The sequence below is a fragment of the Phyllobacterium phragmitis genome (assembly GCF_002980495.1).
In the GTDB taxonomy this organism is placed as follows: domain Bacteria; phylum Pseudomonadota; class Alphaproteobacteria; order Rhizobiales; family Rhizobiaceae; genus Paramesorhizobium; species Paramesorhizobium phragmitis.
Genome location: NZ_PVBR01000042.1, coordinates 1 through 14,552 on the forward strand (window position 1 = coordinate 1; position 14,552 = coordinate 14,552).

A 14,552-nucleotide genomic window follows, 5' to 3' on the forward strand; every position below is an offset into this window, starting at 1 on the left:
ATAGGCACATGGGTTTCCTCATCCCTCTGCTTGTCCCATCGCACTGTGCTACGACGGGCGTGGGGCCTTTCACCCCACAGGATCGTCACCAGCTTATGCGGGTTCCCACCCCGCCTCCTGGCGCACAGCCGCGTGACAACATTCTCGCAGGCACGGCCTATCTGCGCGAGATGTGGGATCGCTACGGCAATGTCGCGGCTATGCTCGCCGCCTACAATGCCGGTCCCGGCCGCTACGACGAGCATCGTTCGCCCGGCCGTCCGCTGCCCGCCGAGACGCGCGCCTACGTGGCTACACTCGCGCCTGTTCTCGGCGACATGGCTGCGTCCGATGCGCGGGCTCGACGGTCCGTACCGCCGCTCGACTGGCGCGATGCGCCGCTCTTCGTGCTGCGCTCGAACGACAGTCGGCCGACCGCCGCGCCGTCATCCGAGACGCAATCCAGCGACGCCCGCGCGACCGTTCCGGTGCGCGATCCCGCCGACATGGAGCCGCAAGACGGCAGCATTTTCGTGGCTCGCGCGAGCGACGGAGGAGCGCCATGATTACGGCGTTCTCGTCCACGGCGGCGGCCATTCCGGGGTGCAGGCAGACAGGTTTGCGCCTGGCTGGAATTCCGGAGGGGAGGGCGGAAAGGGCAGAAAAGGCGGAGTGCCGCCCGTAATTGGCCTGGTGCCTTATCTGCGGGCGCAACGTCCGTGACTGGCGCTAAAGTGTCAGCCCCGAAACCACGCAGGAGGCGAATGATGGAATTCTTTTGTGGACTGGATGTTGCGATCGAGGAGACGGCGGTCTGCGTCGTCGACGACCGTGGCGAGGTGCATCTGACGGTCAAGGTGGCGAGCGAGCCGGAAGCGCTGTTTGCGGCGCTGAAACCGTTCGTGGCGCGGCTGCGGCGCGTCGGTCATGAAGCGGGATCGTTGTCACCCTGGCTGCATCCGGAGTTGCTGAAACTCGGCCTGCCGGTGATTTGCCTGGAGACGCAGCATGTGCGCGCGGCGATGTCGGCGCAGCGCAACAAGACCGACGAAAAGGATGCGCTCGGCATCGCCCACATCATGCGCACCGGCTGGTTCCGCGCCGCGCATGTGAAGACGGAAAGCTGCTACCGGATGCGGCTTCTGCTGACGCACCGGCGCAATCTGAAGCGCAAGTTCCTCGACTTGGAAAACGCTGTGCGTCATTCGCTGAAGAGCTTCGGCATCAAACTCGGGGGCACCTCGCGCGGCAAGTTCGATCAGGCCGTGCGCGAGGCGGTGGCGGACGATCCGCTCACCGCCGAGCTGATGGACGCCATGCTGACGGCGCGCGCGGCGCTGTGGAAGGAATATTGCCGGCTGCACGATCTGGTCGTGAAAATGGTGGCGCAGAGTGAGCTGTGCCGGCGCTTCCTGGCGATCCCCGGCGTCGGTCCGGTGACGGCGCTGTCGTTCATGACGGCGATCGACGATCCGACGCGCTTCCGCCGCTCGCGCGACGTCGCGGCCTACTTCGGGTTGACGTCGCGACGATGGCAGTCGGGCACGTCGATCGACGTGAAGGGACGCATCTCGAAAGCGGGCGATGCCGATGTCAGGCGCGCGCTCTATGAAGCGGCGTCTGGCCTGATGACGCGCTTCAAGGGCAAGGACAAGGTCAAGAGCTGGGGCCAGCAGATCGCCAAACGCTCCTGCCACCGCAAAGCGGTGGTCGCGGTGGCGCGCAAGCTGGCGGTGATCATGCACGCCATGTGGAGCGACGGCACCTTCTACGTCGGTGACTCGACGGAAACTGAAACCGATGCCGCCCGGCGCGCGCAGGTCAAGGTGCGCAAGCACCTGGGAGCCCACGCATGAACCAATCGATAGCCGCCATAAGACATTCCGGCCGCAAGGAAACGGCCGCGACATAGAACACGGAGATCCGCTCCGGCGGATGAGGACCGATGCAGACCATCAACGACGGAACGCACGATATCTTGCCTGCGGCCGCACCGGACAACAGCCGGACGGACCGCGCCCGAGTGCCTGTGACGATGCTCCGTCAGTCCGATGGAAAATTGCGCCGCGACGGTTCGGGCGCTGCCAAAGTGCAGCCGAAACACCCCGTCGCAGAGCGCGGACGAGTGCAAGGCGCATCGGAACTCGAAAACTGGAGGCAGACACGTGATATCGAGAAGAAAAGCGTATATCTTCGTAGACAGAAGGAGAAACGACGATGGCAAAAAGAACAGAGAAAGAGGCGCCAATTACGAGGGCAAGATAAAGGAAACCGGCACTACGTTGGCCCGGTTTCTGAAATGGTTGTTGTCTGCACACTGGTTAGGGGAGCCGCGAGCGGCACCGTGGTTTTGGCCGCGTAGTGCCGCGTCCATCCACAATCCCTCGGCTTTGCTGGATTTCGACCGGCACTGTGGCCTGAAATCGGGCGGTTTCCGGCAATTTGGGCTGGAGTCGCATCCATGAGCGACGATGACGAAATCCGCTTCCGTCCGAAGCCCGGCCGTGTTCGGTCCGACACCCCGAAGGCAGGCCAGACCAAAAGCTTTCTCACCCAGGCGAAGAAGCTCGCCCGTCAGCATAGCAACAGCCCGTCGCGATCATTGGCGTTACCGTCGCCGCGCTCCAGATCGCAGGCGCTCGCCAAGGGCGGCAAGGCTTCGCGGAAGAACGGCGGACCGGGCTTGAAGCGCGGACGCGGCGCGGCCTTCGTGCGCGCCCGCACGCTGTCGGGCGGCTGGCGGCACAGCGCACCCGGAATGCGTCGCGTCATTGTCAAAACCCGCTATGTCCAGAACGCGGGCAAGAACGGCAAGTCCGCTGCCTATCTGCGCTATATTCAGCGCGATGGCACATCGCGCGATGGTGAGCGCGGCCAGCTCTATTCCGCCACCGAGGACCGCGCCGATGGCCATGCCTTTGTCGAGCGCGGCGCGAATGATCGCCATCAGTTCCGGTTCATCGTCTCGCCGGAGGACGGCGCGGACCTCTCGGACGTCACCGCCTATACGCGCGACCTCATGAGCCAGGTCGAAACCGATCTTGGCACGAAACTGGATTGGGTTGCGGTGAATCATCACAACACCGGCCATCCCCATGTGCATATCATCGTGCGCGGCAAGGACGATCTGGGCGAGAACCTTGTCATCAACGGCGACTATCTCGCCAATGGTATCCGCGAGCGGGCGAGCGAATTGACCACGCTGGAGCTTGGCCCCGTCACAGAGATCGAGCAGAGCCGCAAGCTGTCGGCCGAAATCCACCAGGACCGCTTCACCCGCATCGACCGAGCTATGACCGAGGAAGTCGAAGACCGCTTCCTCGACCTGCGCCATGAGCCGGCCGATCCGAAGCGACAGTTCAATCGCACGCTGCGCCTGCGCCGTCTCGCCAAGCTGGAGAAGATGGGGCTCGCCACCGAACATGCGCCGGGCGTCTGGGAATTGAGCGAGCGGGTGGAGCCAGCCCTGCGCGAATTGGGCGAACGCGGCGACATCATCCGCAACATGCACAAGGCGCTAAAGGCCGATGGACTGGAGCGAGATCCGATGACGTTCCAAGTCCACGACACCGCGCCTGAAGTTCCGATCGTCGGCCGCGTCGTGGACAAATACCTGTCGGACGAGCTGGGCGAGAACCTGACCGTCGTGGTCGACGGGATCGATGGGCGGACGCACCATATCGCGGGCGTCGATCCAGCCCGCGTCGAGGACGCACGGATCGGCAGCATCGTCGAGATCGGCCCGCCCGACACAGCAAGCCGCCCGTCCGACCGCACCATTACCGCCATCGCCGAGGACGGCATCTATCGGCCGAGCCGTCATCTGGAGCAGGCCAAGTTCGAGGGCCGCATTCCCGGCGGCGACTATGAGGGTTATGTCAATGCCCATGTGCGTCGGCTGGAGGCGCTGCGCCGAGCCGGGATCGTCGAACGGATCGACGCTGACCAATGGCGCATCCCCGAAGATTTCGACAGCCGCGCCGCCGCCTATGATGCCGGTCGCAACCGGCAGGCCAGCGTTCGCGTCCTATCGACCTTCGATCTTGAAAGGCAGATCGGTGCGGACGGCGCGACCTGGCTCGACCGGAGGCTTATTACGTCCGATGCATCCGACCTTGCGCCGGCCGGTTTCGGCCAGCAGGTGCGCGAGGCGATGGACCAGCGCCGCGAGCATCATATCGAGCACGGCGACGCCACCCGCAACCGGGATGGCCGCATCTTCTATCGGCGCAATCTCCTCGCCACCCTGCGCGAGCGTGAGGTTGCCGGCGTCGGTGCGCAGATGGCTACGAGTAGGGCGCTGCCGTTCCGCGCCGCCACGGACGGCGAAACCGTCAGCGGCAAGTTCACCGGGACCGTGCAGCTATCCAGCGGCAAGTTTGCTGTAGTCGAGAAGGCGCACGAGTTCACCCTTGTTCCGTGGCGGCCGATCATCGACCGCCAGCTCGGCCGCGAAGTCATGGGCATCGTGCAAGGTGGTTCGGTATCGTGGCAATTGGGGCGGCAAAGAGGGCTGGGATTGTGATCGAAACGTTACGATTTTCTCCCTGGCCTTTGCAGTAGCTCTGTCGGCTCAACCTCCAAAGCGTCGGCAATCTGGTCAAGCACTGTAACGCTGGCAGACACGTCGGTTCGCTCGATCGCGCCGATATAGCGTGAGCTAAGGCCGGCGCGGTCGGCCAGCTCCTTTTGCGTCATCCTTTTATCATGACGTGCCCGACGCAGATTCTTCGCCACGACCTCCTTGAGAGCCATGGCGAGAGGGAACCAGCATCGGAGCGATCATTTTAGGAATGATCGCTCCGATTCGTTATTGCATCTGGTATTCGGCATGCAATGCCCGAGGCGGTATCGCACCCATGACTGAAACATGACGCATCATAGAGACGTTCTATTTTCCAGATCGGTCCCTCGCGCCTTTCCGGGTGACTGATTCGATCCGCATCAGTATAGCGGCAGTCGGGACGCCCAGCGCCGCCGCAATATCCACAAACTCGATGACATCAATCCGTCGCTCTGCGTTCTCATACTTGGCGACGAAGGATTGCGGCTTGCCAAGTGCGGCGGCAACGTCCGCCTGGGTCAGTCCCTTCGCCTTGCGAGCCTCGATAAGCAGGGACAGGAGGAGCTGCTGTCGGGGCGTGCGCAAGGATTTCTGCATTCGGAACGTCGCTCCATTGATGAAAGGGAGCCGTTCCGTTAATCCTGTTTCAGGATTATCCCAGTTCGGGATTATGTGTGTCGCGAGCCCGAGAAGGAGGGCGTTTGATGCGTGTCAGACCCAAGCTTGACCCTGATGTTGACGATGAGGCGCCGACCGGCACCGACATAACCACTTACGACGAAGAACATTTCGTGACCTACCTCCGTCTACTGGACGCGGAGACGGACGGGGCGGACTGGAAGGAGGTGGCGCAGATCGTTCTTCATCGCGATCCGGTCGCGGAGGAAGCCCGCACGCGCCATTGCTGGGAGAGCCATCTCGCCCGCGCGCAATGGATGACGAAGAAGGGCTATCGGCGGCTTCTTGAACAGGCTTGCGAGGAAGAGCGCGCCAAGCGCCTGCACTGACGCAACCCGTCCTATTTATACGCTATAGTGTCCGGCAGCCCTCCGGACTCACCTTTACTGTTGCCTCTCGCACAACTGCCTATTCTCTGATCGACTCCATCTTTTTTGCCGATTAGGAGTGTGTATGCGTGGAGGCCGAATCCTTTGGGGGCAGATCACCGTCGTCTTCACCATTGTCCTGGTGATGGTATGGGCGGCGACGCAGTGGACCGCATGGCGGCTCGGCTTTCAGCCTCAACTCGGCACACCATGGTTCGAGCTGGCAGGCTGGCCGGTCTATTACCCCCCGGCCTTCTTCTGGTGGTGGTTTTCCTACGACGCCTATGCGCCCGCGATTTTCACGGAGGGCGGCATCATCGCCGTGTCCGGGGGTTTCATCGCCATCGCGGCCGCCATCATGATGTCGATCATTCGGGCGCGGGAAGCCCGGAATGTTGCCACCTACGGATCGGCGCGATGGGCGGAGGACAGGGAAATCCGCTCGGCTGGCCTGCTCGGTCCCGATGGTGCCGTGCTTGGTCGATACGACCGCAACTATCTGCGCCATGATGGCCCGGAGCATGTGCTGTGCTTCGCGCCGACCCGAAGCGGCAAGGGCGTCGGCCTCGTGGTGCCGACGCTGCTGACTTGGCCGGGAAGCTGCATCGTCCATGACATCAAAGGTGAGAACTGGATGCTGACGGCGGGCTTCCGGGCGCAGCACGGCCGCGTCCTGCTGTTCGATCCGACCAACGCCAAATCTTCAGCCTACAATCCGCTATTGGAGGTGCGGCAGGGCGAATGGGAAGTCCGCGACGTGCAGAACATCGCAGACATTCTGGTCGATCCCGAAGGCAGCCTCGACAAAAGGAACCACTGGGAAAAGACCAGCCATTCGCTGCTTGTCGGCGCGATCCTGCATGTTCTCTATGCCGAGAAGGACAAGACCCTGGCCGGCGTCGCCAATTTCCTGTCCGATCCCCGCCGCCCGGTCGAGGCGACCTTGCGCGCCATGATGGATACGCCGCATCTGGGCGAAGCTGGTGTTCATCCGGTCATCGCATCGTCAGCCCGTGAGTTGCTGAACAAGTCCGAGAATGAACGCAGCGGCGTGCTCAGCACCGCGATGTCGTTTCTTGGTCTCTACCGCGATCCCGTCGTGGCGCGGGTGACGGCCCGCTGCGATTGGCGCATTGCCGATCTTGTCGGCAGCCGGAGGCCGGTCAGTCTCTACCTTGTCGTCCCGCCCTCCGACATCAACCGCACCAAGCCACTTATCCGACTGATCCTCAACCAGATCGGACGCAGACTCACCGAGGAATTGACGACATCGGGCAAGCGCCATCGCTTGCTGATGATGCTCGACGAGTTTCCGGCGCTTGGCCGGCTGGATTTCTTCGAATCCGCGCTCGCCTTCATGGCGGGTTACGGGCTCAAATCCTTCCTGATCGCGCAGAGCCTCAACCAGATCGAACGTGCCTACGGGCCGAACAACTCCATCCTCGACAACTGCCATGTCCGCGTCGCTTTCGCTACCAATGACGAGCGCACGGCCAAGCGCGTATCAGATTCCCTTGGCACTGCGACCGAGCTGCGCGATTCCACCAATTACGCCGGACACAGACTGGCTCCCTGGCTCGGACATCTCATGGTGTCGCGACAGGAGACCGCGCGCCCGCTGATGACCCCCGGCGAAATCATGCAACTGCCGCCCGCCGACGAGATCGTCATGGTGGCGGGAACGCCGCCGATCCGGGCGAAGAAGGCGCGTTATTTTGAGGATGGCAGGTTGCAGGAACGCATCCTGCCGCCGCCCGATCTGGCATCTGCTGGGGCGACCACATCAACATCCGACGACTGGTCAAGCCGCGTCCTTGCCGCGACGAGCGATACAGAGGCCGCTGGCAGTGGCGGCGATGGCGATCCCGACAATGCCGGTATCCGCCGCGAGCCTGAATTGCCTGAGCACGAGGAAATCGTCGCGCCGCCAACACCGCCCGCGCAGGAATTCGACGTGCTCGACGACGAGCCGGACGTCGATGCCGCAAAAGCCCGCACCATGCGTCAGCGCATGCGGACGGTTGCGCGGCAGGCGTCGATGAACCCGGCCGATGGCATCGAGCTTTAAGGACACGCCCATGACGACCCGAACCCGCATGAATGTCTATTTCGATCCCGCGTTGCTCAAACAGGTCGAGGCCCTGGCGCTGCGTCGGAAGGTGTCGAAATCCGCCATTGTCGAGGCCGCCGTTGCGTCCTTCCTGTCGGGCGACACGAGCGAGAAGCTGGAAGCGGCCATGTCGCGCCGCCTGGACAGGCTGGGCCGCCAGGTCGACACGCTCGACGAAGATCTCGCCATCCTTGGCGAGACCCTCTCGCTCTTCATCCGCTTCTGGCTGACCATCACGCCACCATTGCCGGACAGTGCGAAGGAATCAGCCCGCGCAAAGGGGGCGGAGCGCTTCGAGGGCTTCATGCAGTCCTTGGGCCGGCGGCTGGCGACGGGTGACAGGTTCCTCAAGGAACTGTCCCAGGATATGGACGTATCAGAATGAACACCCGGAAGGAACGCAATTCTCAACCACGAAGATTAAGTTTCATCTTAATCCTTCGCAGACTTTCGATCGAGTTCAGCCCGCAGTAAACCTCGATCCCGGCGTGACGTTATTGGTTCACCCGCACCCGTTGTGCCAGCGCCGCGATGCCAATCGCGGCGGCAATGAGCATTACGACTGCGACAGTCAGCACGACCATGAAGGCGCTGTCGAACGCGCCCTGCGCCTGGTTCACGAGCGCCGAGGCAAGATCTTCAGGCAACGTTTCGGCCGCGAGCAGAGCCCCGTCGATGCTGTCCCGCGCGGTTTCCGGCATAGCGGCTCCCACCGGTACCTGGAACGATGTGGAATAGACCGCTGACAGAAGGCTGCCGAGAATGGCGATGCCGAAGGCCCCGCCGAGCTCGTATGAAACCTCCTCGATCGAGGCCACCATGCCCGCCTTGTCAGCAGGTGCGTTGAGCAGAATGGCGCTGGATGCCGCCGTCATTGCCGCGCCGATGCCGACACCGATCGTGGTGAACGCCGCGATTTGTATCAGCACCCCGGACTGGTAGCCGAAAAGATAAGTCAGTATGCCGACCGCCGAGAGGGCGAGCGAGGACCACAGAACACGTTCGGTGCCCAGCCGCGGGAGCACAAAGCCGGTCAGCGGTCCGGCGACGAAAGCCGCAAGGGGGATCGGCAGCAGCGCTATGCCCGCTTGCAGTGGCGACAAATCGGCAACAAGTTGCATTCTCTGGCTGACGGCGAGCTCCATGCCCATGAGCGCGGCCGAGGCAATGAGGGCGGCGATCACCCCTGCGGTGAAGACGCGGCTGCGAAACAGGGTGAAGTCAAGCATAGGTGCTTTCGACCAGCGCTGCCGGCGCACGTAGGCGGCACCGGCGATAAGGCTGATAATGACGGCCGCGACAGCCAGCATGAGCGAGGGATCGGCCTTGCTGACCTCCTTGATGGCGAAGGTCATTCCAACCAGCGCGATCATGATCTGCACTGAGGCGACAAGATCGAACGGGCGGTTGGGATTGCCATCCCGTTGAGGGATGACCGCCACCGCGAGTACGAGCGCAATGAGCACGATTGGCAGATTGATGAGAAACACCGAGCCCCACCAGAAATATTCCAGCAACACACCGCCGACCACCGGCCCCAGTGCGGCGCCGCCCGAGGCGATTGCAGCCCAGACACCAATGGCGATGGAGCGCTCGCGAGGATCCTCGAAGGTGTGGCGGATGATCGCGAGCGTCGCCGGCATCATCATGGCCGCGCCGACGGCAAGGATCACGCGGGCGGCAATGAGAATGACGGGATTTGGCGAGAACGCCGCCAGCAGCGACGCGCCTCCAAAAACCACGAGGCCCATGACGAAGAACCTCTTGTGTCCGAAACGATCGCCGAGCGCGCCCATGCCGGGCAGCAGTCCCGCTACTGTCAGTGCGTAGGCGTTGACGATCCACAGTTTCTCGGCTGCGGACGCATGCAGGTCGTGTGTAAGGCTCGGCAGGGCCAGATAGAGCACTGTCACGTCGATGACAATGAGCAGGAGAGCGCTGGAAAGAATGGCCAGGACGAGCCAGCGGAGATGCGATTGCACGGGGTTCACCATTAGGTTTCAGTGGTCCGGCCTTTCCACGGGCTGGACGATAGACAGTTATCGTCATATAAATACATACGTATTGAATTGAAAGAGGTGATGATGGGTCGGAAGAAGACAATCGACCGCGAGGCGCTCCTGGATGTGGCGGAGAAGATCGTCACAACGCAAGGCGCTGCGGCGCTGACCATCGATGCGCTCGCCAAGGCAGCCGGTATCACCAAGGGCGGCGTGCAGTACAGCTTCGGAGCCAAGCAGGGGCTGATCGACGCGATGTTTGAACGATGGGGGAAGAGCTACGACGACCGCTTCGGCAGGATTGCCGGCGCAAACCCCGATCCGGTGACGGCAGTACGGGCGCATGTCGAGGCAACGCGTCAATCCGATGCATCCTCTAGCGCCAAGGCGGCAAGTCTCATGGCCGCACTGCTGCAAACACCGGAAGATCTGGAGCCAACGCAGCGCTGGTATCGCGAGCGTCTTGCCGGTCTCGACACCTCGACCCAGGAGGGTCGCCGCGCCCGGCTTGCCTTTTTTGCCACCGAAGGCGTGTTCGCGCTGCGCTTCTTCCGCCTGATGGACATTGACGAGGGTGAGTGGGCAGAGATTATGGGCGATATCGCCGCGACCCTGCGATAGGGAGTAGCAGAACGCGTTCCAGGCAGACGATACGACTCAAGGGTTGGCTTCTAACGACAATAACGGCGCCAGCCACGCTACAAACGCCGTTTCGTAACTCGAATTGCCGGAAGCTGGCGACGGGAAGCAGGTTCCTGAAAGAATTATCACGCGATATAGTATCCTAGCCGCTGTTGGCTGACACTGATCGATTCCAACATGATAGATCAGACAAACCATAAGGTCAGGTGGAAACATCGACTGATGTTGCCACTTGAAGGAGGAAAAGCATGTCATCTATGACTTCCGGCAATGAACAACAGTATGGGGATAGCAGGAAGCTGGCTGCGCGGGCGCGTCTCAACAGCGAGTATACAATTGCTGAGGTTGGCTGGTTCCCATGGGTGGCAAAGCAACTTTCTCTTGAGGCTGGCAACAGCGTTCTGGATGTTGGCTGTGGTCCGGGGTGGTTCTGGGCGTCGACTGCAAATGACCTGCCGGAAGGGCTTGATCTGACACTCTCCGATCTTTCTCCCGGCATGGTGGCGGAAGCCGTTGAGCGATGCCAGCGACTGCCGTTTCGGAGTGTTGCGGGCCAACAGGCTGATGCGACCGCCTTGCCCTTTGAGGATGGTGCGTTCGATTACGTCATAGCGATGCACATGTTCTACCACCTGCCCGACCCATCAAAAGGTATCGCGGAACTGCATCGCGTTTTAAAACCGGGCGGTTTCCTCGCGGTGACGACAAACGGGGCCGGCAACATGCACGAGCTTTATGGGCTGACAACCGCGTTCGGTAGTCCGCCTTTTGATCCCGCCGGCGCAGCGTTCGGATACGATGCCGCCGAGCGGCGCATGCGAGCGCAGTTCGGAAACGTCGCCATGACGCAGCATCCGGCCCGCTTGCGGGTGACTGAACCGGAAGATGTGTTCATGGCGCTTACGTCCTATCCGCCCGGTGACGAAGCGGACGAGGCGCAGCTTGCCGCATTTCGCGATGCGATCACCGAGGCGTTTAAGGCAGGCAATGGCGTGCTTGAGGTCGAAAAGGAAAGCGGTCTGTTTATTAGCCGGAAGACTGCTTGAGGTTCCTATGTCGATAACAAGCCGCCCTGATCTGAGTGACATTCATTTCGGCGATTGGGTCGATCGCCGGCTGCCGGCCGCGTGGCGGCCATACACCCGACTAGCGCGACTGGACCGCCCCGTTGGAATATGGTTGACGCTGTTCCCTTGTTGGGCCGCGCTGATTCAAGCGTCCCATGGTTTTCCGGACCTTCGGCAACTGGTTATTTTCTCTCTGGGAGCGTTTTTGATGCGGAGCGCCGGCCCCACCGTCAATGACATCGCCGATCGAAACTTTGACGGTCACGTTGAGCGCACCCGCTTTCGGCCATTGGCAAGCGGGCAGATCGACACGCTACAAGCCTTTGTCTTTCTGGGCGTGCAGCTCTTATTGGCTGCGTCGCTATTGCTTTTCCTCACTCCCTATACGCGATTGGTCGCAATATGCGTTCTGCCGCTCGTGTTCATCTATCCGCTTTGCAAGCGTTTCACCAATTGGCCGCAAGCTGTCCTGGGCGCAGCGTTCAACTGGGGCATGCTGATGGCATGGGGCGAGGTGACAGGACATATTCCGACGGGAGCCGTTCTTATGTGGGCTGGGGCCATCGCGTGGCAGATCGGTTTCGATACCGTCTATGCCTACGTTGACGTCAAAGACGACACCCGCCTTGGCCTGAAATCGACGGCGATCCTGTTCGGCAAGCACGGCAAGATCTGCATTAGTCTGTTCTACGCTCTGACTATCGGGGCATGGTCGCTTGGCGGCTGGCTGTTGGGCATGTCGTGGCCCTACGCTATCGGAATGCTGGTGGTCGGCGCCCACCTCGCCTGGCAGACTTGGCGGATCGACCTTGCGCGCCCAGAGGTGAATTTCCGCCTCTTCCTGGCGAACATTCTGACCGGAGCGTTGCTGGCGGCTGTGGCCCTTGCGGGAACATGGTGAGGTTTTCAACGTGCAATTTGACGGAAGGACACTGACCGACGCTCGAGACCGGCTTTTGGACACTGCGGTGCAATTCTTCTCCCGCGATCCTGCCGTCACTGGCATTTTCCTTGGCGGGTCGCTCGCGGCCGGTAGCGCGGATGCTTTTTCCGATATCGATCTGCGGGTCGTCGTGCAGCGGGATCGCCACGCCTATTATGTCGATCAGCGCCGGGAGATTCCGAAGGCGTGGCCCGGCTTCCTGTTCAACGAGTGGGTGCCCGGTGCACAGCACTGCGTGTCGCATTTTCGTCCGTTCGGCAAGATCGATATTTTCTACTACGACGCCAGCACACTCGCTCCTTCGCCCTGGTATCGACTGCCGATCAGGATCTTGCATGACCTTGAGGGTATGGTCGCAAATCTTGTGGAGCGTTCGCAGGAGCTGCCGTTCACAGTTGCCGAGGACGAACTTGATTTTTCGATCAGTAAAGGGCTGGCTGCGGCCCATGAGACCTACCGCCGCGCCAAACGCGGCGAGCTGATTTACGCGCTTACGCTGCTGGACGAGCTACGCCAGCACATTATGCACGCGGACGATTGGCTTCATGATCGAACGCCCGAAACGGCGGTCATGGCGAAGTTTGACCGGCGGGCGAGCCCCAACGTTCTTTCGGTCCTGAAGGCGTCTTACTGTCCCTGCGAGGCTAAGGCGATCTCGGCGGCGCTCCATTCGCTGGTGGAACTCTATCGCTCACAGCTCGTCGCTCTCCACGGCAAGTTCAATATGTCGCGTTTGCGCGCAGCGGACCTTGAAGCGCTGGACATTATACTGCCTGGCTAGACCAGCAGAATGTGACGGCGGGTAAGCTACGTAAGCGCGAATTTCGCTGCGCCTGTGTTTGATCGGTCTGATGATGCAGTTTGCGTTTCGCCCGATAAAGGAGGGGCGAGATGCGATGGATGGAAATGACAAATACAGGCTTCCACTGAAGCCGATAGGCATGCGTGCGAATGGTGGCCGACAGTTTGACCCGGCAGACAAGAAGAGGTTGGTCCTGGAATGCCTGAAGCCTGGGGTTTCGGTGGCCGGTATTGCGGTGGCAAATGGGCTGAATCCGAATCTTGTGCGCAAATGGATTACTGATCATCGGAAGAAGCAAGGAGACAGGCAAAGCCCGGCCTCGCCTGCCTCTTCAGCGTTTATTGAGATCGTTGCCGCTTGCGAGCCGATCAAGGCCATAAGTGCGTTCACTGGCACGGAGGCGCAAAGCGTCGGGCATCATGCTGCTGCGGCCTGTGTACGATCTGCGGGCCTGTTCGAGAGTGGGGCGCCGGGTGACATTGCCCCGGAAGATGTAACGCCGCTGTTGGAAGCCAGCCTGGATGCGCTAACGGCGAGCGTTCTGAAAGCGATGGTGGAGCGGCATCCAGAGCTTGATCCGATAATTGTTCAGCGGACGCTTGATCGTCACAGACGCCTTCCCGGATGTGGCATTGATGGCGGTGAAGGTCGTGCTGTTGAGCAGGGTTCCAGGCCGGAACGAGAGCGCATGGAATTGCCGGATATTGACGACATCAGCCGGCAGGAGGCTGGGGTCGCTTCGTGTGCGACGAGGATGGAGACTTCCTTATCCAATGAAGCCAAGCGTTATCTGCGCACCGATGAGGCGGCCCTGTTTCTGGGGTTGTCGGTACGGACTATGGAAAAGCACCGCTGCTATGGCACGGGACCGATCTATCGCAAGCTCGGAGGCCGGGTCGTTTATGCACTTGCTGACCTGGAGCATTGGGCGAACCGTGGCATCCTGAGTTCAACGTCCGACAGCACAGCGATCCGCGCGGCTATACCCAAGTACCGGACAAACTCGCCGCAAGTGGCCAATGATCGCCGCTCTGCAAATAACGACAGTTGCGATTGAGGCATTGAGCTATGTTCCGTCTGGCAGATGATGTGAAGGTCTATCTTCACCGGGAACCGGTGGACCTGAGAGCGGGCATCGACAGCCTTGCGATACTGGTCGAGCAAACCATGCAACTCGATCCGTGGTCGCGATCCATATTCGCTTTCTGCAACCGACAGAGGGACCGGATGAAACTCCTCTTCTTCGATAGACAGGGCTTCATACTTCTATTGAACTAACTGGTTTCATACTACAGCCCTTTCGTTGATATCTATGCATTTTGAGCATTGAGCAGACGGATGGCCTCAGCCCGGTGAACAAGTTGGTTCCATCGGCTACATTGTTTGGCTGGCACATTCG

General features: G+C 61.2%; 16 protein-coding genes and 1 pseudogene. 14 read left to right on the plus strand and 3 right to left on the minus strand.

Annotation, left to right across the window (positions count from 1 at the left end; genetic code table 11):
- The 4 genes from C5748_RS26370 to C5748_RS28695 form a co-directional block, all read left to right on the plus strand.
- The coding region (locus C5748_RS26370) for a lytic transglycosylase domain-containing protein (protein ID WP_146119635.1) at positions 1-545 on the plus strand (545 nt) is incomplete at its 5' end.
- Between the two features lie 201 nt (positions 546-746).
- Positions 747-1,835 carry an IS110 family RNA-guided transposase gene (locus tag C5748_RS26375; RefSeq protein ID WP_105745922.1) on the plus strand — a complete coding sequence of 363 codons (1,089 nt, stop codon included), beginning with the start codon at positions 747-749 and terminating at the stop codon, positions 1,833-1,835.
- Between the two features lie 89 nt (positions 1,836-1,924).
- A complete protein-coding gene (locus C5748_RS26380; RefSeq protein ID WP_105745902.1) occupies positions 1,925-2,341 on the plus strand; it encodes a hypothetical protein in 417 nt (138 codons plus the stop codon).
- A 930-nt stretch (positions 2,342-3,271) separates the two neighbouring features.
- Complete coding sequence (locus C5748_RS28695; RefSeq protein ID WP_199194913.1) at positions 3,272-4,504, plus strand: DUF3363 domain-containing protein; 1,233 nt, start codon at positions 3,272-3,274, stop codon at positions 4,502-4,504.
- An 8-nt stretch (positions 4,505-4,512) separates the two neighbouring features.
- Here the strand turns inward: C5748_RS28695 and C5748_RS26390 are convergent, their stop codons facing one another.
- Both C5748_RS26390 and C5748_RS26395 read right to left on the minus strand, forming a co-directional pair.
- Positions 4,513-4,734 carry a helix-turn-helix domain-containing protein gene (locus C5748_RS26390; RefSeq protein ID WP_105745906.1) on the minus strand — a complete coding sequence of 74 codons (222 nt, stop codon included), beginning with the start codon at positions 4,732-4,734 and terminating at the stop codon, positions 4,513-4,515.
- A gap of 136 nt (positions 4,735-4,870) precedes the next feature.
- Entirely contained in the window at positions 4,871-5,140 is a 270-nt protein-coding gene (locus C5748_RS26395; protein ID WP_105745908.1) for a helix-turn-helix domain-containing protein, read from the minus strand.
- Between the two features lie 107 nt (positions 5,141-5,247).
- On the opposite strand from C5748_RS26395, the gene C5748_RS26400 reads away from it, so the two are divergent.
- From C5748_RS26400 to C5748_RS26410, 3 genes are all read left to right on the plus strand, one after another.
- On the plus strand, positions 5,248-5,550 hold the full coding sequence (locus C5748_RS26400) for a DNA -binding domain-containing protein (RefSeq protein WP_105745910.1): 303 nt from the start codon (positions 5,248-5,250) through the stop codon (positions 5,548-5,550).
- Positions 5,551-5,674: 124 nt separating this feature from the next.
- Positions 5,675-7,657: a conjugal transfer protein TraG gene (locus C5748_RS26405; RefSeq protein WP_105745912.1), complete on the plus strand. Its 1,983-nt coding sequence runs from the start codon at positions 5,675-5,677 to the stop codon at positions 7,655-7,657.
- A 10-nt stretch (positions 7,658-7,667) separates the two neighbouring features.
- Positions 7,668-8,084: a ribbon-helix-helix domain-containing protein gene (locus tag C5748_RS26410; protein ID WP_105745924.1), complete on the plus strand. Its 417-nt coding sequence runs from the start codon at positions 7,668-7,670 to the stop codon at positions 8,082-8,084.
- Positions 8,085-8,193: 109 nt separating this feature from the next.
- Here the strand turns inward: C5748_RS26410 and C5748_RS26415 are convergent, their stop codons facing one another.
- Positions 8,194-9,681, minus strand: a complete 1,488-nt coding sequence (locus C5748_RS26415) for an MFS transporter (RefSeq protein ID WP_105745926.1) — start codon at positions 9,679-9,681, stop codon at positions 8,194-8,196.
- Positions 9,682-9,783: 102 nt separating this feature from the next.
- On the opposite strand from C5748_RS26415, the gene C5748_RS26420 reads away from it, so the two are divergent.
- From C5748_RS26420 to tnpB, 7 genes and pseudogenes are all read left to right on the plus strand, one after another.
- Positions 9,784-10,320 (plus strand): TetR/AcrR family transcriptional regulator, encoded by a 537-nt coding sequence (locus C5748_RS26420; RefSeq protein ID WP_105745928.1) that lies wholly within the window; start codon positions 9,784-9,786, stop codon positions 10,318-10,320.
- A gap of 269 nt (positions 10,321-10,589) precedes the next feature.
- A complete protein-coding gene (locus tag C5748_RS26425) occupies positions 10,590-11,387 on the plus strand; it encodes a class I SAM-dependent methyltransferase (protein WP_105745914.1) in 798 nt (265 codons plus the stop codon).
- Positions 11,388-11,394: 7 nt separating this feature from the next.
- Positions 11,395-12,309: a 4-hydroxybenzoate octaprenyltransferase gene (ubiA, locus tag C5748_RS26430; RefSeq protein ID WP_105745916.1), complete on the plus strand. Its 915-nt coding sequence runs from the start codon at positions 11,395-11,397 to the stop codon at positions 12,307-12,309.
- 67 nt (positions 12,310-12,376) lie between these two features.
- Positions 12,377-13,132, plus strand: a complete 756-nt coding sequence (locus C5748_RS26435; RefSeq protein ID WP_245581988.1) for a nucleotidyltransferase domain-containing protein — start codon at positions 12,377-12,379, stop codon at positions 13,130-13,132.
- 160 nt (positions 13,133-13,292) lie between these two features.
- Positions 13,293-13,457 (plus strand): annotated as a pseudogene (locus C5748_RS29095) (transposase); the annotation flags it as partial.
- Between the two features lie 450 nt (positions 13,458-13,907).
- Positions 13,908-14,210 (plus strand): helix-turn-helix transcriptional regulator, encoded by a 303-nt coding sequence (locus tag C5748_RS29100; RefSeq protein WP_245581990.1) that lies wholly within the window; start codon positions 13,908-13,910, stop codon positions 14,208-14,210.
- A gap of 11 nt (positions 14,211-14,221) precedes the next feature.
- A complete protein-coding gene (gene tnpB / locus C5748_RS29600; RefSeq protein ID WP_105745920.1) occupies positions 14,222-14,431 on the plus strand; it encodes an IS66 family insertion sequence element accessory protein TnpB in 210 nt (69 codons plus the stop codon).
- Positions 14,432-14,552 lie beyond the last annotated feature (121 nt).

Coding starts and splice junctions, on each gene's coding strand:
- C5748_RS26375 (WP_105745922.1), top strand. CDS start 747: ATGGAATTCTTTTGTGGACTGGATGTTGCGATCGAGGAGACGGCGGTC.
- C5748_RS26380 (WP_105745902.1), top strand. CDS start 1,925: ATGCAGACCATCAACGACGGAACGCACGATATCTTGCCTGCGGCCGCA.
- C5748_RS28695 (WP_199194913.1), top strand. CDS start 3,272: ATGACCGAGGAAGTCGAAGACCGCTTCCTCGACCTGCGCCATGAGCCG.
- C5748_RS26390 (WP_105745906.1), bottom strand. CDS start 4,734: ATGGCTCTCAAGGAGGTCGTGGCGAAGAATCTGCGTCGGGCACGTCAT.
- C5748_RS26395 (WP_105745908.1), bottom strand. CDS start 5,140: ATGCAGAAATCCTTGCGCACGCCCCGACAGCAGCTCCTCCTGTCCCTG.
- C5748_RS26400 (WP_105745910.1), top strand. CDS start 5,248: ATGCGTGTCAGACCCAAGCTTGACCCTGATGTTGACGATGAGGCGCCG.
- C5748_RS26405 (WP_105745912.1), top strand. CDS start 5,675: ATGCGTGGAGGCCGAATCCTTTGGGGGCAGATCACCGTCGTCTTCACC.
- C5748_RS26410 (WP_105745924.1), top strand. CDS start 7,668: ATGACGACCCGAACCCGCATGAATGTCTATTTCGATCCCGCGTTGCTC.
- C5748_RS26420 (WP_105745928.1), top strand. CDS start 9,784: ATGGGTCGGAAGAAGACAATCGACCGCGAGGCGCTCCTGGATGTGGCG.
- C5748_RS26425 (WP_105745914.1), top strand. CDS start 10,590: ATGTCATCTATGACTTCCGGCAATGAACAACAGTATGGGGATAGCAGG.
- ubiA (WP_105745916.1), top strand. CDS start 11,395: ATGTCGATAACAAGCCGCCCTGATCTGAGTGACATTCATTTCGGCGAT.
- C5748_RS29100 (WP_245581990.1), top strand. CDS start 13,908: ATGGAGACTTCCTTATCCAATGAAGCCAAGCGTTATCTGCGCACCGAT.
- tnpB (WP_105745920.1), top strand. CDS start 14,222: ATGTTCCGTCTGGCAGATGATGTGAAGGTCTATCTTCACCGGGAACCG.